Below are 22,663 nucleotides of genomic sequence, written 5' to 3' on the forward strand. Positions count from 1 at the left end.
TATCTTCATGTATTCCTCCTTCTAAGGGCCCCGTACACCCCAATTATGAGCACTGACACCAGGAGAGACACCGCAAGCCATGTGTAGTCATATCCTCCCCTCATTCCCGTGGGTGTAACGTTAACCATTTCAGTGGGTGGTACCACAGCCCTTGAGGGGACCTCACTCACAGCACCTGAAACAGTGTACACAGCTGTTACAGCTGCAGTCTCCATTACACCGCCGTGTTCACCCTCCTCGCCGTGTTCACCCTCCTTGGGTGGCTTCACAGGTGAAACCCCCTGTATCATGAAGATCACTGTACTGTAGACCACGTTCACTCCATCGGTGGCCCTCACAACCAGTGTGTAAACACCCGGTGAACTTACCGGGCCCCCTGTGTAGAGTTTACCGTTGAGTGTTGCGAACCACCCCTCAAGGTTGTCATCGGCAACTGATATGAGGGGTTTAACTGTACCGGTGTACCTTCCACCACCTGATACGCCTGTAACCCTGATAACCGGTGCCCTGCCATCGTATTTGTAGGTTGAACCGTACTGGTCTATGAGGATGCTGAAGAATTTATAGACACCGGGGGTTATGTTACCGGTCCACTCTGAACCTGAGATGGGGTTTCCATCCTCATCGAGGACCTCAACGGTTATCCTGTAAGTGTCTGTGTCAACCCCGAAGGCCTGTATCCTGAGCTCCCCTATACCTGCAGGTATCACCATGACCTGGGGTTCACTGTAGGGGCTGTTGTAGAATGCACTGGCACCGAAGTCGTTGACTATTCTCTGACCCTCAGGGCGTGTGGGGTCATATCCTATCCTGCGGCCGTCAGGTGCTGTTACAAGGAGTGCCACAGGTGAATGCGCTCCAATATATATGCTTGAGGGTTTACCTGCCGTACCCACCTTTATCAGCGGCAAGAGGTTCATTATGTCTGCAGTGGATGTTAGAACCTCTGGAATGAAGTTACTGCTTCTTTTGAGGTAATCCGTCGCACGAATCTCATAACTGGCTATTGCTTTATCCCATGATTCCCTGTCTGAGGTGGGCCAGTTTCTGACTATTCTTCCTATTTTAACCATAGCATCGTAGAAGTTTCCACCTGAAGCGTACCATAGCCTTGATGCCAGAGCTGGAAGTGATGTATCATAGACCGTGACACTGTCTGAGGGTATTAACTTGAAGGTGTTAACATGACCCAGCCATGCACTATAGAAGCTGTCCTCTGCATTGGCATATGCAAGGGCAACATGTGTTGATGCATGTACATCATCCCATCTGGTGAACTTTGTTGCAAGGGCGAAGAAGACCTTGAATGTTGTTATCACCACCATACCATATGGGTTCTTTGAGATTACTTCAAATACCTTATCTCTTATTATATTAAATGACTGGACCCCAATGTGCTTGATGACCTTTAAAGCGATCTCATTCTGGATGCTGTTTATATCGGCGGATAGCATATCCTCTATTGCCTCATGGGTGCTTCCATAAGTGTATGGCAGGATGGCTTCCAGCTGGGGCCTGTAGGCTTCTGTAACCCTGAGTTGCCACATGCATTTAAATAGAAACTCCCAGAGCTCCCTCTGAAACTGCAGTTCTCCAGTTACCAGCTCCGCTATCTTAAGAACATCCTTAACCACCGTGGCCTGGAATGGTTTGCCTGCCTTCTCTGCCTGCATCTTTCTGAGCTTTTCAACAAGATCATTTACCTTGCTGGAACCTGAAATGCCCATTGAGAACCATGATAGGGCTTGCTGGACTCCTGTGAGTGTGGTGGCGGTTGATCCATCACCCAGGATCATTGCGATCATATCCTTTATGACGTCCTCATCATCTGGGATGGGGGCAGGGTTTGAGAAGAGGTAGCTGAGGAATCTGAGGGCCTCACCACTCCATGTATCTGCCCTGTCCTCAACCCATTCGGTCAGTGAGTCGCTTACAAGTTCAGAGTATCCTGGTATGAATTTGCTGTAGAATGCCTTCCTCTCGGCTGCCTGAAATATCGTATATGCAAGGTCAGGGTCCCCCAATTCATAGTAATTGTCTCCAACCTTCTTCAGGACATGTATCTGAAGCAGAGTTCCATATGTTGATTGAAGCGCTGATCCTGAGGGGAGATATGAGGGTGAGCCACCACTTCCTGCCGCCCAGAGGAGGAATATGCAGTAGTCCTCTCCGTTGTACCTGATGGTCTGCCATATTCTTGCCTCACCAATTCTTGTTTGGAATTCCCATCTGTAGGGATCTGGTTTTGGAAGTATTCTACCGTAAATTGTCCTTATATCTGATCCAATATATCCAAGGTAGTTCCTGAGACCTCCAAGTTCCTCTATGGGCGTGAAGTATCCTTTATTCGTTGAGGTGTCATAATATGCTGTACCATTTATTATTCCTCCCTGAGGGGTTCTTATCTGGAGGGTGTTGCCTGTGAAATTTCTAGGATCTAGTGGAACCTTGAAGTGGGCCCATATAGTGGGTCTAAGCGGAACATTTTCTTCTCTTGGGGATGGGTAAACACTATCCACAACTGATTTGATGAATTCAACATTGTCTATCTTTGAGGATACAGATACCGTTTTTTTCAACACAGAGCTCCAGTCTCTTATACTGCCCTGGAACCAGTTAACTGTCTCCCAGACAAATATAACTCTTATATGACCCCTGTTGAGTCCATGGGGTATCTTTAGAATGTAATTATTCCATAACCTTCCATCTGCGCCTCTGGCTGACGCTACACTGTCGTGGACTATTCCACCCCAGTTCACCCAGGGCGCCTCGTGTTTTGCGTAAAGTATTGCAGGGGGATTCAGGGCGCTAAGGAGATCAAAGCCCAGTATACCTGCGGTTCCATTTACCAGGAGACTGTATCCACGGCCATCATCAAAGTATGCCAGTATGGCACCACCCCATCCCCAGTTAATATTTGTTTCAACAGATATGTCAGTCATCCAGAGTGAGAGGAACTCTGCGCCGCTTGCATCAACGAATGGTGTTTCCGCGACGGTGAATGAGAGCTGCCCCCCCATTGGAAGAAATCTGTTTGATGATCTTTCATTGCTTGTTGTAAGAAGAGCTTTACTGGGTCCATCCATGTCACAGTAACCATAGAGGGCACTGCTTCCAGGGAGGAACCTGCTTGATGGGTCTATTCGCAGCTGATGTGTGTGGTTTCCTGAGTAAACCATGATGTCCGGTATGTACTCATACCTTGGAGTAACTGAGGAAAGGTTCACAGGCACCCTCTCAAGGTGATAGAAGCCTGTTTCAAGGGTGTTTCTGTAGCCCCTTCTATCAATGACAGTTAAACTTACCGTATGCGGACCTTCACTGAACTGCCTCTTTATAATGTATTTGAGGGTACACTGATAGAGCTCCGGCCCGATATTTACATTTGGGATTGAATCTATCTCCTTCCCATCGATTTCAAGTATGAATTTATCGAAACCCCCATCTGAGTTTTCCTGAACATTAAATATCATTGTGAGGGTCTCATTTTCACCGGAAGTCATGCCCATGTCTATCTCAGTTATATCTGGTATGGCTGTTATGGTTGAGAAATGGATCTCATCACTTGCCTCATTCCCTGCCCTGTCCCTCACTGTAACCTTCAGAACATGCAGACCAGAGTTAAGGTATTCGTAGGGTACGGGGTTGTACCCAACAAGAACGCTTCCAAGGGATGCGAGGTAATCATATCCATATGGTGTGTTCCCACTCACAACATCTATATAGGTTCTCTCACTGTAGATGAGTCTGTCTGTGATGTTCTGACCGTCCAGCAACACCTCCAGGTTTGCAGGGTTGGGGGCAGGGTACTTCCTTGACTTATGCATTAGATAGGCCCTTGCAAGACCTGAGCATGTGTTATCGATCAACCTGAAACTAAGGAATGTACCTGGACGTGTCGTATCGTTCTCCCGTGGGTTGATGAATTTTATAACGGGTTTTATGGTATCTACCAGTATTTTATGGGCTACGGTTCTGCTGTTGCCCAGTGTATCCGTGAGGTTGAAGAGAAGGGTGTAGTAGCCGTCTGATGGAACTTCCATATTTACATGGAAACTTGTGGATGAGAAGCTGTAACTCACAGTGCCAGCTGAGGACGTCACATTGAAGCCCCCGATTCCAGCGGGATCTGAAAGGAAGCCTGTTATCTCAGGGTACCTTGTGTTGAAAATGTCCGGTCCGGATATGGTAATTGATGGGCCGGTGCTGTCTATAACCGTTGAGAAATAAACTATGTTTGAAAAATAACCATCCATCCCCACGCCCACCATATGGAAAGATACTGGACCATCAGGGAGCCTGATATTATTTACAGATCCATCCCAGCACTTTGTGATATTTTCATTAAAAGTCCCAATGTTAAGGGGTCCCTCATTGAAGTAGAGATAGACACTACTCAATGGTTCAGTGATATTAGCAAATATATTCATGAACCCGTGGATGGGTGAAAATACAGGGGATACGGAGGCATTGTATATCCGTGGCCCATCCTGATTGCTAATACATATCTTCCACTCATAGTCTGAGTAGAGTCCCTGAAGGTCAAATGCCCTTACCTTGATGGTGTGCCAGCCATCTGATAGTGGCCATCTTCCTGGTTCTGCTGTGACTTCAGACATTATCTGCCAGCTACCTGTTAGAATATTGCCTGTTACAGTCCCTGGAATTACAACTCCATCAAAAGTTATGTCAGAGTAATCAGAGAGACCGTTACCAGGGTCATTGATTAATGTGGCTTTTATGGTTAGGGAGGATGGTTTTCTGAAAAAGCTTCCATCGGCTGGGGTTACAGATGTAATAACTGGTGGATTACTTGTTGGTGGCAGGTACTGGAATGTCCAGGTCGCTGTTACCTCACCTGGCACCTCAACCCTGGCTGTGCAGGGGCCCCTGGGGGGCATTGAGGAGGGTGTGAATATCAGCCAGTCCCCTGTCCATGAGAGTATCCCCGGGAGTGGTGTCCCTGTGGGGGCTGTTCCAGGGTAGAGGTTCAGTGTGGCTGCAGCACCATCCCTTCCACCGAAGAGCCTCACACCCACACTCTGAAGTTCCCTGAGGACCTCACCTGGTGAGGGGTACCTGTCCATTACGAAGGTCCTGAAGACAACATCCTGGTGGAGGTGCTCCCCGTTTCCAAGGAGGAAGTAGACGGACTCTGCCCAGCCACTCACATAGGCTGTGAGTACATGGTAGCCAGGTATGATATCGGTGAACTCGAATCTGCCATCGGGGCCCGTGACCATGCTGATGGCACCATCAAGGAACACCTCACCCTGAAGTGGCCCGGCCCAGCAGAGTATCTGGCCCTCAACCATCGTTGATAGGAGTGGCTGAAGCACCTGATCGTGTTCGATATCCTCTCCAGGTCCAGGGAAGAACCAGAGGTCCCTCACAGGTACGTAGCCTGCTTTTTCAAAGTCCAGGGTGTAGGTTCTCCATGGGTACAGTGACTGGAAGCTGTATGATCCATCTGAACCTGTGAGCACTTCAATTTCAAGGTCAACAAATTCACCGATGTAACGTCTGAGGGTCACGGTGACGCCCCCCATGGGAAGGCCGGTTATGGCATCTGTTACTGTACCATGGATGCCTGAGTATGGACCAGGATACAGTATGATCTCCCTGAATAGGGCTGAGTTTTCCTGGAGGTTAACTTCTTCTGATGCAGGCTCATACGGGTGTAGTGCCGCTGTAAGGTTATATGATCCTGATATGGGGGCGGCTATTTCATACCTTCCCTCAGAGTCTGTGATGGTGGATGCAACTGATGTACCATCCATTAAAAGTTCCACAACAGCCCCCTCCAGAGGTGAGGGGTCCCTGTCAAGGTTCGCATGGAGCACCCTACCATAAACTGAGTTTTTAAGGTGCAGTTCAAAGTCCACAGGGATTATGAGGTTGGGTGCAACCGTTGTGGCCTTACTCACGGTTATATGGCTGGGGCTGGAGGTTGTGAAGATGTAGTTTCCGGCTGGAAGGTCGAAGCTGTAGAAGCCGCTGGAATCTGTGATGTTTGAGATGCTGGGGTAACCTAACCTTGATGCTGTGACGGTTATCCCTGAGAGCGGCTCACCCAGGAAGTTCCTTATGTAACCCTGCACCCTGCCTGTTTCCTCCACATCAAGCTGAAGGGTGAAAATTCTGTTCACAGGTAACTCCCAGGGCATAATATCCACGGTGAGGTTCCTGTAACCATCCTTTGAGAATACGAGCCTCATGAGGTTGGCTGTTGTTGCGTAAAGGTTACAGGCAAATTTACCTGAGCCATTTGTCCTTACTGAACTCCATACAACCTGCTGGTCTGCGTTTATGTAGATGAGGTCCACCTTAACATTGAATACTGGAACCCCCACGTCATCAACCACGGTACCCTTTATCTCAAGAGGAACTGTAGTTGGAACCAGTGTGACATTGACAGTCAGGTTCCGGTCCTCTGTGAGGGTGTACCAGTAGCCGTCCCAGTAGTAGTAGTTAGTGGGGTAGATGCAGACATTCCAGTACTCTGAGGCCGGGCAGTGTTCAAATACAGCAAGACCATCTGCACCTGTGGTGCCGCTGAACCTGTCCGGACCATAGAGGTAGACGGTTTCACCGGCCACAGGGTTGCCATTAATGTCAGTAACATTAACCGTGATATTTGAGGGCCAGAGGTCCAGGTGGATGTCCTGGGTTGTGACACCCTCACCCATTAACAGGTAGATGTCTGCGTCACGGTAGTGTGACAGGTAGGTTTTGAGGTGACCTGAGAGGCCTGATACCAGTTCAGGAAAATTCTGGGTTGTGAAGATGTAGAACCCCTCTGAATTCGTGTCGCCCCATATGGATGTGTATCCAGGGTGTGTGTCAGGCCAGAAGTTCAACCTGACACCCCGTAGCGGTGCGCCCATTGAGTCATAGACGTGACCCTGCAGTGTCACAGGAAGCCCCATCCTTATGAGCCTCACAGTCAGTGACTCGCTGCTACCATCAGTGATTGTGAAATTACCGGTGACCGGTACATAGCCGTAGGGCCCCATGGTGTAGGTCCAGAGGCCATCGGGGATGTGGTTGAAGAGTGCAACCCCATCCGCCCCGGTGACCCTGTAGAGGTAGGCGGGTCCATCAAGCTGGATGCCCACTCCACTCAGCGGCTCTCCATCCCAGTTCACTACCTTGAAGGATGCTGAGCCGTCATAGTAGCCCATAACGATGTTATGAACATTTTCAGATGACATGTTCAGGGCTATGACCGCATGGTAGGGTCTGTAGAGTGGGTGATACGCGCGGATGTCATATGTGCCTGTATCTGAGGGTCCAACACCATAGAAGAGGTAATGGCCTCCCTCATCAAGACCCGCTGTCAGCTCAACAGGTTCACCATTCTGGGTGTAGCTGAGGGTAACATCCACGTATACGATGTTATCATCGGGGTCACTCACATAACCCCCAGTGTGGTTTCATGTTCAAGTTCAATTTCCCTGTAATCCCCTGCCTCAGGGACTGTGAAGGTCTCAGCGTAGGGTTTATACATCCACATCTGCACACTGAGTGTCACAGGAACACCTGATGTGAGGAGGGGGTGGTCATCTGTGCTGAAGGCGTACTCCCCACTGGAAGTGGTGTACCTGCTTAACCGGAATGAGCCTGATTCAAGGACAACCTCGGCGCCCTCAATGGGTATTCCCCTATCAACCACGGTTCCCCTAACCTCAACCGGAAGCCCGAGCCTTATGAGTTCAATGCTGAGGGTGTTTTCACCATCAACAACCTGAATTGTTCTGGTTTCAGGGGCGTAGAGTGGATGTGAAACATGAAGGGTGAGTTCTCCTGTTTCGACGGCCAGTTTAACTGAGCCATCCTCACCGGTGTATCCCTCCATTCCAGCGAATGAGATAACAGCATTTTCAACGGGCTCCCCACTTGAGTTGGTGACGTTAACCGTGAGGAGCGCCCTCTCATTCAGGACGATATTAAGTGAGATTTCATCACCTGGCTGCAGGGTGAGGTCACTGCTCCAGGGGTGGTAACCATATGCTTCCACCATCACACCCCTCACGAGGGGGACCTCATCCTCTCTGAACTCAAAGTAGAAGTTACCATAGGGGTCGGTGTACTCTGTGCGGTTCTCGCCCTCAAGAAGGACTGTTACAGGGATACCTGATGGCAGGGTTTCCTGGCCCCTCACAGTGCCCCTGAGGGAGGTGCGGTACTCCATTTCAAAATCAAAGCGTGATGATTCACCACGGTCCATGAGGATGTTGTACCTCTCTGTGAAGAGGTCTCCGCGGAAGGCCACGAGAGCAAGGTAGGCCTGTATTACTCCGGGGTGTTCATCAAAGTATCTGCCGTAGTTCACCATGTATCTGCCAGCAGAATCTGTGTAGTTCTCTGCAATGGTGACGTCCAGCTGGTCACGGACCTCAACGATGACGTTCTCCAGTGGCGCGCCGGAGGCGTCATGGATTGTGCCGTAGAATGAGTTGGGGTATGCAAGTTCAAAGTTAACCTCGAGGGGTTCATTCACGTCAAGAATAAGTGATGATGGGGTGTAATTTTCGGCTGATGCCACAATTTCATAGGTGCCTGGAGGTAGAATAAGGTTGTAGGTTCCCGATGAACTGGTGGTGTTCTCTGCAACTGTCGCACCACCCTGAATGGCCTTAACGGTTGCATTTTCAATCGGGTCCCCATTCCAGGACTTCACTGTCCCGTATGGGTCAATGCCGGGCGGCGGTATTGCCGAGTCGTTGAGTTCAGCGGCGGAAGTTGAGCCTGCCAGGGCAAATAAAGTGAGTAAAAGTATAAGAATTGCAAATCCAGTGCATGCAGCTTCTTTTAAGGAGGATGTTCCATAAAGAAAATCCTTCAAAATTTACCCCCCCCAGAACCCCTTTAATGATTATATTATTCTATCTAGCTGTATTTAAAATTTTTTAATTTAAGATTAAAAAATAAAATTTCTTAAAACAATAGGGCTTTTCATATAAAAATCATATTAAAGTAATATTGGAAATCATAAAACTTAGACCTTTCACCTCAAACCGGCATATGAGAGTATTTCCTCTGTTTTCTCCCCCAGTATCTCCGAGGCCCTCTCCATGCACTCCTCAATCACGTATTCAAGGTCCTCATCACCGGCCCAGTACTCCTCCAGGAACCCGTACCCGTGCCTGGATGCAATTTCCTCAATAACCACGGCGCAGAGGTACACGTCGTCTATGTATCCATGTGGACCATAGATCTCCTCGGGTATCACATCGTAGGGGGCCACCAGGTAGCCCATGGCAGCGGATATCCTCAGCCGCTCATCACTCCCCAGCTCATCATTCCTTAGCACGTCAGCCAGCAGCCGGAAGAGATCCGGGGCGTAGTCCACTATCTTCTCATATTCTCCACGGTAACTGTTAATGTTCTCCCGTAAAACATCATAGAAATGCGTGAAATCCATAAGAAACACCTCAATCACCCATATGCGTAAATTCCATCAGCTATACCCCACAGAAGTTCCTGAATACACACCTTGAGCAGAACTGATTCCTGCGGGGCTCGAAGCACTCACTCCTTATTTTCTCAACTGTCTCCTCTATCCTCTCCCTCACAGTGAAGTTGGGGTCGGAGTCAAATGACATCCTCATGGAGTCCCTTATTGCGTATGCAGAGAGCCTGTCAAAATTGTATCTGTCCCTCAGTGCATACTCATAGGTCCTGAGCTGGTATTCGAGTCCCATCCTCTCAATCCCCCCATGTTCCCGGGCCTTGAAGTCCACAAGCTCCAGTTCACCCTCAGAGTTCCTGATGATGAGGTCGGTCCGACCCTCAATTATTATATCATCGTCGGGTATGGAGAATGGCTCCTCCACCGATACAACCTCCGCTATATGGTCCCTGCTGTCATGGTAGTAGTTGAGGAGTTCCCTTTCAAGGCGCCTCTTTTTCACCTCATCGTCTCTCCCCATGGGTATCCAGCACCTTTCAACGAGTTCCCTTATGAATGCCCCGTTTATGTCCTCTGAATTCTTCATTGCAAGGTGTAACTCTTCGAGGCACCTGTGGAGTATGATACCGTAGCGCTGCATGAATGTTTCAGGGTAGACAAAGCCGTAATGGTAGATCATCATGTACCTGAAGGGGCACTCCTCGTAGGTGAAGAGGGCCGAGAAGTTGATCCTCAGGGGCTCCTCTGACCACTCCCTCTCAAGGCACCCCTCAATGGATGTGCACTCACACTCGTATATCCCGCACTTCTCCCTTAACTCGGTGATGTATGGGGAGATACCCACCTTCCTCGTGTTGATTCTGGGTGCGGTGGAGATGATCAGTGCGTCCTGTGCCCTCGTCATTGCAACGTAGAAGAGCCTACGGTCCTCATCCTCGGGTTCCCCAGATGAGAGAAGCAGTTCCTGGGGGATGGGCACCAGTTCCTTTCTCCTTCTCTTTATACCAGGGAACCTTCCTTTTATGACCGAGCAGATGAACACAACCGGGAACTCAAGGCCCTTTGCCTGGTGGACTGTCATCACCTTCACTGATGCCGGGTCCTCCAGGACGGCCTCGTCGTGGTGGAGGTGCTGGGGGAGGAGGTATAGGTACCAGAGGATGTCCTGTATCCTGGCCCCCGGCTTTATGGTCTCGTACTTGTCTATGAGTGAACTGAGCTTTGCGAGGTTGAATATCCTTGCCCTGCTCTTGTCACTACCATCAAGGAGTAGTCTTCTGAGGTAACCCGTCACCTCCAGTATTCTGTAGAAGGTCTGGAGGACACTCAGTGAGCCCTGTTCAATTTCCTCCCGGATCCGGTTGAGGCCGAGTATCTTCTCTGCATCCTCACCCCTGATACCCGCATCCTGGAGTTCCTGGATTGAGGTGAAATCCGAGAGTTTCACATCCCTCTCAAGGGATTCAAGGGCCTCCAGTGTTTCCTTACCCAGATCAAGGAAGTCGCCCCGGAACATGGAGATGTTCCACCAGCCACCCCATTTCTTACTGAATTTACCATCATAATTGGGGGGGTCCACGTAGGCCAGGAAGTAGAGCATCCTCCTTACCTCGTACCTTTTGAGGAATGACCCGTCACCGCGGACTATGTAGGGGATCCCCTCCCTTCTGAGCTCCCTCAGTACCTTGTCTGCATGGTAGCGCACGCTCCTGAATAGAAGTGCAACGTATCCATAGTCGGGGATTTTGCCTGTGGATTTGAGTTTCTTTATTAAGGATACTATGTTTCGGGCCTCGGAGTTAACATCACGGCTTTTGAGTATCACAACGTCTGTTCCGCCGCCCCTCACAGGCTTTATGGTTTTCCTGTAGTGTCTCTCCCCCCTCATGAACCTGTCGGCTGTGAGCACTATCCCGGCCCTTGACCTGAAGTTGTCCTCAAGGAACACCACCTCTGCATCGTATTTGTCCCTGAACCTTATGAAGTTCTCGGGGGTGGCGCCCCTGAACCCGTAGATGCTCTGGTCCTCATCCCCAACAACGCATATGCTTGATTCGGGTCCTGCTATCCTCCTGAATATCTTCTCCTGGATGGGACTCGTGTCCTGGTACTCGTCGATCATTATGTACCTGTATTTATTTCTGACAGATTCAAGAACATCCTCGTTTGATTTAAGGAGGAGGCAAACCTCCTTTTCAAGTCCAGGGAAGTCTATCTTCTTCTCATCCCTTAGGGCCTTCAGGTATTGGCTGTAGCAGGCTGCCATGCCATGGTATCTCCTCTTATCAGGGTAACGTTTTTTGAGGGCCTCCCTGAGTTCGTCAGGGTCCACGCAGTTCTCGGTGCACCTGTTGAAGAATTCGATTGCCTCATGGACCTCACCCATATTCATGAAGCTGTTGAGGCCGATCCTGTAGAAGACCGATCTGAGGAACATCAGCTGGGACTCCTCGTCCAGGATCTCAAATCCGGCTCCAAGGTCATGTTCCTCGGGGTGCTCCCTGAGTATGGTGCTGCAGAATGAGTGTATGGTTGATATCTGCATGAGTTCGGCGTCCAGTCCAACGCAGTTTATGAGCCTTGACTTCAGCTCATCTGCCGCCTTCTCTGTGAAGGTTATAACAAGTATATTCTCCGGGCTAACACCCTTTCTTTTAACAAGGTAAGCTGTCCTCTCAACAAGAACCCTTGTTTTCCCGGCGCCGGGTCCTGCCACAATTACAAGTGGCCCGTCGGTCTTCTTAACGGCTCTCTTCTGGCTCTCTGTACACGCCTCCCCTTTCCTGCAGAGTGATCCTGTCATCGTGACTGTTTCATAGATTGGGTGGTGAATATATTAATGTTTTCCCCGGTAACAGTGCAGCAATCCCGGTGGTGATATTCTAGTCACCGATTTCTCAAGATGTGTTTTCCTGTGTAACTTTATTAGCTTACCACAGACATACAATCTACAATGAACCCTGCGGACCCCATCCTCAACGCATTCCTTGCAACTGTCTTCACCTGGCTCATGACACTTGCAGGGGCGGCCCTGGTTTTTCTGCCTGTAAGGGCTGAGAGGAAACTCCTTGACTCCTCACTTGGCTTTGCAGCGGGTATAATGATCGCTGCAAGTTTCTGGTCGCTCCTGGTCCCTGCAATTGAACTTTCAGCCCTCAACGGGTATGCCGAGTGGTTACCGCCGGCCCTTGGTTTCCTTGCAGGGGGACTCTTCCTTTCAGGTGTGGATAAGATCATACCCCACCTTCACCCTGGATGCGACCCTGAGGATGCAGAGGGGCTCCCCACCACCTGGAAGAGGAACAGGCTCCTTCTTCTTGCCGTTGCCATACACAACATCCCGGAGGGACTTGCGGTTGGCGTTGCCTTCGGGGCCGCTGCAGCCACAGGTGAACTTGCAGCCCCCATCACCCTGGCCCTGGGTATAGGTATACAGAACCTGCCTGAGGGGGCCGCGGTCTCCCTGCCACTGAGGGGTGAGGGTTTATCCGAATGGAGGAGTTTCACCTACGGCCAGGTATCGGGTCTAGTTGAGATCCTCGGGGGTCTTGCAGGCGCTATTCTGGTTTACTCATTCTCATGGGTCATGCCCTACGCCCTGGGCTTTGCTGCGGGTGCCATGATATTCGTTGTGATAGAGGACATCATCCCCGAGTGCCAGAGTGGTGGTAACACGGACCTTGCAACGGTATCAGCCCTTTTAGGCTTTGTTCTCATGATGATACTTGACCTGGCCCTTTCCTGAAATTTTTTCAGAAATTACCCTGGAAGGATATTCACTATCACATTTTATTAGGGATGTCCTACATAATATTCAGAGGTGATAGTATGGCCAGGGTTACCCGTGAAATGGTTGAAAATTCAGGTATAGATGTGGATGAACTCGTTGAACTCCTTGTGAAGAACGCCGCGGCGGAACTCACAACCTTCTACTACTACACGATACTCAGGGCCAACCTGATAGGCCTTGATGGTGAGGGAATAAAGGAGATAGCGGAATCTGCAAGGATAGAGGACCGTAACCACTTTGAGGCACTTGTCCCAAGGATATACGAACTTGGAGGTGAACTCCCACAGGATATGAAGGAATTCCATGATATCTCAGGCTGCCCCCCGGCATACCTCCCTGAGAAGACCACTGACACCATGAAGATACTTGAGGTCCTTGTTGCCGCAGAGAGGTGCGCTGTGAGGCAGTACACCCACATATGCAATATAACGGCCGGTAAGGACCACAGAACCTATGACCTGGCACTCTCCATACTCCACGAGGAGATACAGCATGAGTCATGGTTCTCAGAGTTCCTGGGTGAGGGCCCATCAGGGCACTTCATGAGGCGCGGTGAAACATCACCCTTTGTGAGGAAATTCCTTGAATAGTCTTTCCCATGGTGCTGGGATGGCTGAGTTAACAACGGAGTATCCTGAAGAAAATGGGGCCAGAAGTGAAGCGGCTGGGTGGTGGAATGAGGGAGTTCACCCCTGATGATCTCAGAAAATTTGATGGAATTTCAGGTCCCGCATACGTTGCATGTGACGGGATTGTCTATGATGTATCAGAGAGTTTCCTATGGAGGGATGGCCGTCACCAGGTCATCCACAGGGCAGGAGGGGATCTCACCCATGAGCTGGAGAAAGCCCCCCATGGCAGGGAACTCCTTGAAAGGTTCCCTGTGGTTGGTACCCTGAAGGTGAAATGAGGGCTTCAGATGGCAGACTTCAGGTGCACGGTATGCAATTACATCTTCCATGAGGAAAATGAGGGTGAATTCGACTCACTCCCAGTGGAATGGCGCTGCCCGGTATGCAACGCACCAAAGGACGCGTTTGTGAGGCTGGGTTCCAGATCCATGGGGACAGGGAGGACGGTCTCTGATGTTTTTATAGAACAGCTTGCAGCCTGGGGAGTCAGGTACGTCTTCGGGATCCCGGGTACATCAACACTGGGACTTGTTGATGCCATAAGAAGGAACAGTGACGTGAAGTACATACAGGTGCGCCATGAGGCAGCGGCGGCATTCATGGCCTCAGCCTATGGCAAACTCACAGGAAACCCTGCAGTCTGCCTGGCAGTCGCTGGTCCGGGGGCATCGAACCTCATAACCGGGCTTCTGGACGCGGCCCTTGACAGGGCACCTGTTATAGCCGTGACCGGACAGGTTGAGACCTACAGGATCGGGACAGGTGCAAGTCAGGAGATAGACCAGCACAGCCTCTTCGAGTCCCTGACAGTGTACAACATGACCCTCATAAGCCCTGATGAGACCCCGGAGATTGTGAGGGAGGCCCTGAAACACGCCATCATCGAGAGGGGTGTTTCTCATATTGATGTCCCCAGGGACGTCCAGACAATGGAGTGCACTGCCGATGTGAGGCCGCTGGCCGGTTCAATCGCCCCGGTATCGGTGACCGCACCCAGACCTCAGCTGAAGGATGCTGCGAGACTAATTGATTCTGCAGAGCGTCCCATAATAATCGCTGGTTTCGGGGCGCTGGAAGCCGCTGAAGGCGTTGTTGAACTTGCAGAGAGGATAGGGGCCGGTATTGTGACCACATTCAGGGGCAAGGGGGTTGTTGACAACGACCACCCCCTTTACCTGGGCTGTCACGGGAGCCTGGGGTCCACTGCGGCTGCAGAGGCCGTCAGGAAATCGGATCTCCTCATTGTTATCGGTTCATCCTTTTCTGACCTCACACAGCTACCCCCTGGGAGGATCCTGCAGATTGACATAGACCCCCTCATGATCGCAAGGCGCCACCCGGTTGAGATGGGCCTTGAGGGCCGATCCTCACTCACAGTACCTGAGCTTCTCTCCATGACCCGCAAGAGGAGGAGGGAGTCCTACAGGGCAGAGCTCAGGGAACTCAGGGAGAGGTGGCTGGGTCTTCTTGAATCTGAAATCGACTCATCCTCAACGCCCCTGAGGCCACAGTACATAATGGCCGTCCTCAATGACCTCCTTGATGAGGGGGCCATCATATCACTTGATGTTGGTGAGAACGGCTGGTGGTTTGGAAGGAACTTCCAGATGAAGGGCACCCAGAGGCTCGTCTTCTCGGGGTACCTTGGCTCAATGGGATTCGGGCTTCCGGCTGCGATTGCGGCGCAGCTGGAGTTCCCCGACAGGGAGGTGGCATGTATAACAGGGGATGGGGGGTTTTCCATGGTCATGGCTGAATTTCTCACCGCTGTGAAGTACCATCTCCCTGTGAGGGTATTCATACTCAACAACAGGAGCCTCGGGATGATAATGCAGGAGCAGCTGGTTGAGGGTTTTCCCACCTGGCAGACCGAACTCCAGAACTGTGACTTCGCAGGGTTCGCTGAAAACTGTGGCGGCCAGGGAATCCGGGTCACCGAACCAGACAAACTGGAGGATGCTGTTTCAGATGCCCTCAGAACAGATGGACCGGTGGTAGTGGACATCGAAACCGACCCGAGACGCTTCATCTGATTACATGGACCGCGGATGCCTTGAATTCAAGCCAGACCTCTGAGCCTGTGGTGATCCCCATCTCATGGAGTGACCCTGCTGTCATGTGGACGGTGAATGTCTCACCACCACACCTGACCTCCAGTTCCTGCAGGGAGCCTGAATCACGTATCGCTTTAACTGTACCGCGGAGCTGGTTCAGTGCACTTGACTCCACCCTCCCCCAGGATACAGTTATATCCTCGGGCCTCACGGTGGCTGAAACCATGCCCTCTGCCTCCTCAGAGGAGTAGATACTCACACCGTCACATTCTATGATGGTTACACCGTCGGGGGTGACCATGGCAGTACCCCTGAGTATGTTCTCTGCACCGACGAACTCTGCAACGAACCTGCTCGCAGGCCTCCTGAACACCTCCCAGGGTTCACCCACCTGGAGGATCCTCCTGTTGAGTATGGCGATCCTGTCAGAGAGTTTCTGACCCTGGATGAGGTCATGGGTTGTGAGTATCACCGTAACGTCAAGCTCAGCTATGACCTCCTCCATCCTCCTTGTGGATACAGGGTCAAGGCTCGATGTTGCCTCATCCAGGAGCACGAGTTCAGGACGGTTTATGAGTACCTGGGCAAGGGCCAGGCGCTGCCTCTCACCACCAGATAGTTCAGTGGTCTTCCTTGAGGCGTCCTCAAGGCCCACCAGTTCAAGGACCTCCTGGACCTCCCGGGCCTCTGGTTTCATCCCCCTCACATGGGGGCCGTAGAGGATGCTCTCCCTTATGGTACCACGAAATACGGGGGTGTTCTGGAATACCATCCCCATCATTCTTCTGACATCCACCTCCCTCTTCTCAGCCACTTTTTCACCCTTGAAGATTATCTCGCCGCTGTCCGGCCTTTCAAGGAGGTTTATTATACGTAGGAGTTTGGTTTTCCCCGCCCCTGTGGGCCCTATGATCCCCAGGGTTTCACCCTCCCTGACCTCAAGGTTCACATCATCCAGGACCCTCACATCCCTGTAGGTCTTTCCTATCCCGTGGAGTTCAAGCACGTTCATGACTATTTCTCCTGGAAGTGGTTCAGTAATGTGTTAACTGCCAGTGATATGATGAGGAGTATTATCCCCAGGGCTATTGAGAGTTCAAGGTTTCCCCTTGAGGTTTCAAGTGATATGGCGGTTGTTATGACCCTTGTGAAGCCCCTTACGTTTCCACCGAGCATTATGGCGACCCCGACCTCTGAGATTGCCCTCCCGAATCCCAGGATGATGGCTGCCATGACAGCGTATCTTGCCTCCTCCAGGACCTTCAGCATGACCTGGAACTCTGTGGCGCCCAGGGATCTTGCAAGGTCCCTGAGCTCCGGTTTAACACTTCTGAGGGCTGTGATGCTGAAGCCTGTGACCAGCGGGAGGATGAGTATGGTCTGGCCGAGTATCATACCGGCAGGTGTGAAGAGGAGGTTGAGCGGACCCAGGGGCCCTGAGCGTGAGATGAGGAGGAATACAAAGAGGCCCACAAGTACCGTGGGGAGGCTGTAGAGGGTCTGTATGATGTTAAGGATGGCTCTTTTTCCTCTGAACTCCCGCAGGTCAATCATCGCCGCCACTGGAACTGCAATTAGAGATGCCAGGACCGTGGATGAGACTGAAATCATGAGGGTCCTTGCTGTTATGTCAATGAATTCAGGGTCAAGTGATGCCATGAGTTCAATGGCCCTTAAGAATCCAGTTAGTATCTCATTCAATTCCCAGCATCTCCTGGAAAATTAAATCAGTTGAAATCTGTAAGTAAAAAGTAAATATTAAGTATTCCTATTAGCTTTTTGGTTCATCCCCTCCAAAGAGGGCTGTGAAGAGTGACTGACCGTATTTATCCTTTCCGTAATCTGCTATGAGTTTCTGGCACTCATCGCTCAGGAGGAAGTCAACAAATTTCTCTGCAGCCACGCTGTTCACACCACTCACCTTCTCTGGGTTCACGGGTATTGCTGCATAGACATTCAGTAGCGCCTTATCCTGTGTGAGGTATGTCACAAGTGTGATGTTGCTTCTGTAGGCAAGGTATGTGCCTGAATCTGTGAGTGTGTAGGCGCCCTTCTGGTCTGCAACCCTGAGTGTGTCCCCCATTCCGCTCCCGGTTTCAATGTACCATGCTGATCCATTGACTGTTGCGTTGTAGTCTGTTACGTTTTTCCAGATCTTTATCTCCCTTGAATTGGTGCCTGAGTTGTCCCCCCTTGATACGAATTTCACAGAGGGGTTTCTGGCTGCTGCCTCAAGGATCCTCCTGAATGCGTCCTCTGCAGATTTAGCTTCACTGATATTCGCGGGGTCACTCTTTGGTCCCACAATGTAGAAGTAATTGTAGGCGAAGGGGTATCTTCCTGTACCGTAACCCTCCTTTATGAACTCCTTCTCCCTGGTTCTGTCGTGCACTATGACGAGGTCGGCGTCGCCCCTTTTTCCCCGCTCAAGGGCTATACCCGTACCACCTGAAACTATCTGCACATCGATGTCAGGGTATTTTTTCTCGAATGCTGCCTCCACACTCTCAAGGAGCCCTGTATCTTCCAGGCTTGTTGTTGTGGATATTCTGAGTATCTGCCTGTTTCCATTGTCTGATATCCCATAAATGGCTGCCCCTATGATCACTGCAATAAGAGCCGCCATAGCAACGTATTTTTTCTCCATGCTTGGAACCTCCATTACAACAGATATACTGTATCGACATGCAATATATATGCATATCGGTTTTATGACGGAATAGGTCGTGTCAGCTATTCAAACAAAAGAGTGGTGATCCTCAAAATCTTAAACTATCGTTACATTTTCTCAAAAAAAGTAAAAAGCAGACCCTAACCCTTATACTTCTTCTCAAATCCTCAAAAAAAGTAAAAAGCAGACCCTAACCCTTATACTTCTTCTCAAATCCTCAAAAAAAGTAAAAAGCAGACCCTAACCCTTATACTTCTTCTCAAATCTTCTCCAAGACCTTGCAATGTAGGGCTCGCACTTATCAAGCTCGGTTAAAAGGCACATCCTTATGGTATCGGTTTTGATCTCCTCCTCACCCTTTATCTTCTCTGTAACGGTCTGGTAGACCTTCTCAATGATCTCCCTCTTCTCCTCAGGACTGTAACCTGCATCAATGGCAGCCTTCTCAAGTGAGGCCCGTATCTTTGATGGGTCGTAGGCCTCCCTGGAACCCCTTCTCTTTATCACATTCATAATGATCACCCTGTATATTATGTTCATCTTTCAATAAATTTTTTTCCAGTTAAAAAAAGGAAGGACCTCATAAAGCTTATTCAGAACAGATTACATAAAAATAAAGGTATTCAAAACACATGGTACTGGAATGACTCCCGGGAAGGGACTATCTGATGATGTATTGTGTACTCGATGAACCTGAATCACCTGGGGGCCTCCTCATGAGGCCGAGAAGTACATCATGGAGAGGTTGAAGGATGAATGAATGCAGAGAGAACGGTTCATGGAAGAGAAAGCTGCTTACGGCAATGAGGATATTCCTTGTGGTTATGGGCCTGATAATAGTGGTCTTCGGGGCCGGGGGCACAAAGGTCTTCGGCCTCATGACGCTCCTTGCGGTGGCCGTGGTGTACCTCCCGGCCCTCAGGCACCCCGATGGCCTCAGCGTCGTCCCTGTTGAGATAGAGATCCTCTTCCTCACCGTGGTTGCACTGGAGTATATACTGGGCAATACCTTTGGCCTGTACGGGAGAATAGCCTACTATGACAAGTTCATGCACTTCACAGTCCCCTTCATAGTGGCCCTAATCGGGATGATGCTCCTCTACACAGCCTACGTCTACGGGAAGATAAGGACCAGTCTCTTCATAATGGCGTTTCTCATAATATTCGTGACGCTGGGCATAGGGGCCCTACTTGAACTGGTTGAGTACGGCTACGACCACCACCTTTACAGGCACATAGAGCACTTCCTCCCCACTGGCCCCACCCAGGGCTCACCTGTCATGGATCCGCTCACCGACACCATGATGGACCTCCTCACAGATCTCATAGGCGGTATATTCGGGGCAGTTACGGGTATAATACTCATAAAAAGGGCTGAGGAGAAGAACTACTGCCTTGATTGGGTTGATGAGATCGCAAGGTTTGAGGGGATAGATGAAGAGGAGGAATAGCTCTGGTATAAAGTATTCTCTAACTTACAGGGATAGAAGACTATCATATGGGTTTCAGTATGTCCCTGTTAAGCTCAAATGACGCTGCAAGGATGAATGCCATCATAACAGGGAGAAGGCAGATTTTAACCACCTCAAACTCCATGAGGGGTATGAACTCCTTTATGAACCTCACACCGATGATTATGGCGCCACTTACAAGTCCCATGGACATAAACCCCCAGACCCCTGATGCGAACCTTGTGAGCATGTAGTTCCTCACAGAAACCACCGCTGCAAGGGTTATGAAGATCAGGGCAGCTGCTTTGAGGAGGATTATTATCATGTCTCAGCCTCCAGTTTCCTGTTGGACCTCAGTGATGCGTAGAGGAATATTGTCGCTGAGAGCATGATGAAAACCCACTCAATGGTCCTCATAAGATCAAATGCCATTATCTCCCTCATAAAACCGAATACGGTTGATATGAAGAGCAGTAAAACTGCAATGGTCATAGGGATCCATCTACCATCACGAGCAGAGACCCTCAACATGTAGATGAGGCTCAGACCTGTTATAAGTGTGGATATGAGCTGGGCCACCTGGAATTCACGTCCATAGGGGATCATGCTATCACCATGTACATATATGTCCCCCAGACAATTTAGTCATTTCCATCATAGTTCAGGACCCTCTCTCAGGGAAGGTTACCCTGAAAACCGCCCCTCCCTCATTGAAGGTTTCAAGTTCACCGTCAAGCTGGCCAACAAGGGCCCTCACGAGGGTCATCCCCAGTGAATCCGATGAACCTGAACTGAAATCCTCTGGAAGCCCCCGACCAGTGTCCCTGTAATCCAGGAGGTAAACCCCACCCTTCAGGTTGAAGCTGATTATGATTCTCCCCTCACCATCAGGGAAGGCGTACTTTACTGAATTTGTGATAAGTTCACTGATTATGAGGGCCACGGGGACCGCCAGCTCAATATCGAGGCTCAGATCATCCACTCTGATGTCCGATACGATACCCGAGGCCCCGTAGGTTGAGAGGAGTTCAGTTGCGAGGCGTGAGATGTAGTTCCTCATGTTTATCTCTGAGAGGGTCTCTGACTGGTAGAGGTTTTCGTGTATCATGGCCATGGATTTTATACGGGTCTGGCTCTCCTCAAATATCCTGAGGTCCTCAGCGTCCCTTATGTAGGGCTTCTGCAGGTTCAGGAGGCTCGATATTATCTGCAGGTTATTCTCTACACGGTGGTGTATCTCCCTTATAAGTGTCTCCCTCTCCCTGAGGGCAGATATCAGTGATTCCTCATAGCGCCTGGCCTCTGTAACATCCCTCACAAGCACAGCCCCGAGACCTGGCATGATACTGAACCTGTAGATCTGAACAACCCTATCACCCTCTATGAGGAACTCATCGTTTCCACGGGCCTCGAGGATCACCTCAGAGCATATATCAGGCATCCTTCTTCCCAGAGCGTCATCCCTTCCAGTGGATGTTATCTCCTCGAGTGCCCGGTTCCAGTAGATGACAACATCTGATTCATCAGTTATTGCTATGCCATCTGATATGTTATCTGCAACTCCCCTGAACCTCATCTCGCTCTCACGGAGCCTCTCTGTGGCCCTCCTCTGGAGGCTTATATCGGTTGCAATGAATACGAACCCAATGGGCTCCCTGAAGCGCCCCCTTATGGGGGATGCTGTGAGAAGAACGTCAGTTGTCCTTCCGTCCGCTGAGGTTATCCTGGTCTCCATCTCAGATGAACTGAAACCCGAGACCACCTCCCTCAGCATCTCCCTGTCGGAGGGGTCAAAAAGATTCCAGAATGGTTTACCCCTCAGGTCTTCGGAGCTGTAGGAGAGCTTCTCATGGATGCTCCTGCCGCAGCTTGTAACCCTCCCCTCGAGGTCCGTTATTATGAGGAAGTTGGGCATCACATCCGATATGCTCCTTGCAGCTATGGCAGGTGAGAGTTCCGGAAAGTCGTACCTCCAGACGCCATAGGCCATGAAGAGCAGTCCAATGGAGAGCATGGTCTGGGTGAACTCCGGGAAGACCAGCCCCATAAGATCCCTGAAGATGAAGTCAGTTGTAAAGCTCACAATAAGAGGCACAAAAAGGCCCATGAATATGTAAAGGGACTCCCTCTTCATGTATCCCTCAGATCTAAGGTAGTCACTGAGGGTGATGGCTGCCGCTGTCAGTGTCACGGTAACCGTCCATAGCGAGAAGAGTGCAAAGACCACAGGGGGTTCAGGGAGGGCGTAGGTCCAGCCATAATATGTGAGTATCGGGCCTGAAATGAAGAGGTCACTTAGAAGCCCCGTTAATATGAATATAACCGCCGGTGCATAGATTACTGCAAGTGCCGGTTTACCCACCCTTCTTCCTGTGTAGGTTAGGGCTGTGTGGAGGAGAATTGCAGGTATAATGGGCCAGAGGAGGCTCAGCCTTAGCCATATGATGGCATCCCCCTGTGCTGACACTGTCCGGTAGACGAACTCGGTGAAGGCCATGAATGATACAGCAACACCAAGGTTGGATACAAGAAGATTGAGGTTATTGCGGGGGTTCCTGTAGTAAATGAATACTGATGTGTAGAATGCAATCACAGATGCAAGGAGGGATATGATTGAGTAGGGGTTCATATACGCCTCCATGCGAATCTA

The 22,663-nt window shown here is 50.4% G+C and carries 16 protein-coding genes; 5 read left to right on the forward strand and 11 right to left on the reverse strand.

Translation table 11 applies throughout. The features are described 5' to 3' along the window. Positions 1-5: 5 nt before the first annotated feature. From OXN82_RS03245 to OXN82_RS03260, 4 genes are all read right to left on the reverse strand, one after another. Entirely contained in the window at positions 6-7,418 is a 7,413-nt protein-coding gene (locus tag OXN82_RS03245; protein WP_321211931.1) for a collagen binding domain-containing protein, read from the reverse strand. Next, the gene (locus OXN82_RS03250) at positions 7,415-8,848 is read right to left on the reverse strand and encodes a carboxypeptidase-like regulatory domain-containing protein (protein ID WP_321211932.1); all 1,434 of its coding nucleotides are present in this window, start codon (positions 8,846-8,848) and stop codon (positions 7,415-7,417) included. The genes OXN82_RS03245 and OXN82_RS03250 overlap by 4 nt, the downstream gene beginning before the upstream one ends. Before the next feature lie 162 nt (positions 8,849-9,010). Continuing rightward, positions 9,011-9,427, reverse strand: a complete 417-nt coding sequence (locus tag OXN82_RS03255) for a YkvA family protein (RefSeq protein ID WP_147671944.1) — start codon at positions 9,425-9,427, stop codon at positions 9,011-9,013. Between the two features lie 40 nt (positions 9,428-9,467). After that, positions 9,468-12,218: an ATP-dependent DNA helicase gene (locus tag OXN82_RS03260; protein ID WP_321211933.1), complete on the reverse strand. Its 2,751-nt coding sequence runs from the start codon at positions 12,216-12,218 to the stop codon at positions 9,468-9,470. 150 nt (positions 12,219-12,368) lie between these two features. Between OXN82_RS03260 and OXN82_RS03265 the strand changes: the two genes are divergently transcribed. The 4 genes from OXN82_RS03265 to OXN82_RS03280 all read left to right on the forward strand — a co-directional run bounded on the left by OXN82_RS03265 (position 12,369) and on the right by OXN82_RS03280 (position 15,870). Continuing rightward, positions 12,369-13,160 (forward strand): ZIP family metal transporter, encoded by a 792-nt coding sequence (locus tag OXN82_RS03265; RefSeq protein WP_147671943.1) that lies wholly within the window; start codon positions 12,369-12,371, stop codon positions 13,158-13,160. A gap of 83 nt (positions 13,161-13,243) precedes the next feature. Next, entirely contained in the window at positions 13,244-13,795 is a 552-nt protein-coding gene (gene dps / locus OXN82_RS03270; RefSeq protein WP_013295686.1) for a DNA protection during starvation protein, read from the forward strand. A 65-nt stretch (positions 13,796-13,860) separates the two neighbouring features. After that, the gene (locus OXN82_RS03275) at positions 13,861-14,115 is read left to right on the forward strand and encodes a cytochrome b5 domain-containing protein (protein WP_238523409.1); all 255 of its coding nucleotides are present in this window, start codon (positions 13,861-13,863) and stop codon (positions 14,113-14,115) included. Positions 14,116-14,124: 9 nt separating this feature from the next. Continuing rightward, positions 14,125-15,870, forward strand: a complete 1,746-nt coding sequence (locus tag OXN82_RS03280) for a thiamine pyrophosphate-dependent enzyme (RefSeq protein WP_321211934.1) — start codon at positions 14,125-14,127, stop codon at positions 15,868-15,870. On the opposite strand, the gene OXN82_RS03285 is transcribed toward OXN82_RS03280, so the two are convergent. From OXN82_RS03285 to OXN82_RS03300, 4 genes are all read right to left on the reverse strand, one after another. Next, on the reverse strand, positions 15,863-16,903 hold the full coding sequence (locus OXN82_RS03285; RefSeq protein ID WP_321211935.1) for an ABC transporter ATP-binding protein: 1,041 nt from the start codon (positions 16,901-16,903) through the stop codon (positions 15,863-15,865). The genes OXN82_RS03280 and OXN82_RS03285 overlap by 8 nt on opposite strands. Before the next feature lie 2 nt (positions 16,904-16,905). Continuing rightward, the gene (locus OXN82_RS03290) at positions 16,906-17,592 is read right to left on the reverse strand and encodes an ABC transporter permease (protein WP_321211936.1); all 687 of its coding nucleotides are present in this window, start codon (positions 17,590-17,592) and stop codon (positions 16,906-16,908) included. Between the two features lie 70 nt (positions 17,593-17,662). Beyond that, positions 17,663-18,538 carry an extracellular solute-binding protein gene (locus OXN82_RS03295; RefSeq protein WP_013295693.1) on the reverse strand — a complete coding sequence of 292 codons (876 nt, stop codon included), beginning with the start codon at positions 18,536-18,538 and terminating at the stop codon, positions 17,663-17,665. 264 nt (positions 18,539-18,802) lie between these two features. Continuing rightward, the gene (locus OXN82_RS03300; protein WP_013295694.1) at positions 18,803-19,075 is read right to left on the reverse strand and encodes an ATP cone domain-containing protein; all 273 of its coding nucleotides are present in this window, start codon (positions 19,073-19,075) and stop codon (positions 18,803-18,805) included. A gap of 239 nt (positions 19,076-19,314) precedes the next feature. Here OXN82_RS03300 and OXN82_RS03305 point away from each other — a divergent pair, with 239 nt between their 5' ends. Further along, positions 19,315-20,013 carry a hypothetical protein gene (locus tag OXN82_RS03305; protein ID WP_321211937.1) on the forward strand — a complete coding sequence of 233 codons (699 nt, stop codon included), beginning with the start codon at positions 19,315-19,317 and terminating at the stop codon, positions 20,011-20,013. Between the two features lie 43 nt (positions 20,014-20,056). Here OXN82_RS03305 and OXN82_RS03310 read toward each other — a convergent pair whose 3' ends face one another. From OXN82_RS03310 to OXN82_RS03320, 3 genes are read right to left on the reverse strand one after another with little or no spacing between them, the layout of a single operon-like run. After that, the gene (locus tag OXN82_RS03310) at positions 20,057-20,338 is read right to left on the reverse strand and encodes a hypothetical protein (protein WP_321211938.1); all 282 of its coding nucleotides are present in this window, start codon (positions 20,336-20,338) and stop codon (positions 20,057-20,059) included. Beyond that, positions 20,335-20,619: a hypothetical protein gene (locus OXN82_RS03315; protein WP_321211939.1), complete on the reverse strand. Its 285-nt coding sequence runs from the start codon at positions 20,617-20,619 to the stop codon at positions 20,335-20,337. The genes OXN82_RS03310 and OXN82_RS03315 overlap by 4 nt, the downstream gene beginning before the upstream one ends. 55 nt (positions 20,620-20,674) lie before the next feature. Continuing rightward, complete coding sequence (locus OXN82_RS03320) at positions 20,675-22,642, reverse strand: histidine kinase dimerization/phosphoacceptor domain -containing protein (protein WP_321211940.1); 1,968 nt, start codon at positions 22,640-22,642, stop codon at positions 20,675-20,677. Positions 22,643-22,663: the final 21 nt, after the last annotated feature.

The organism is Methanothermobacter sp. DP, assembly GCF_026692625.1.
Classification (GTDB): domain Archaea; phylum Methanobacteriota; class Methanobacteria; order Methanobacteriales; family Methanothermobacteraceae; genus Methanothermobacter; species Methanothermobacter marburgensis.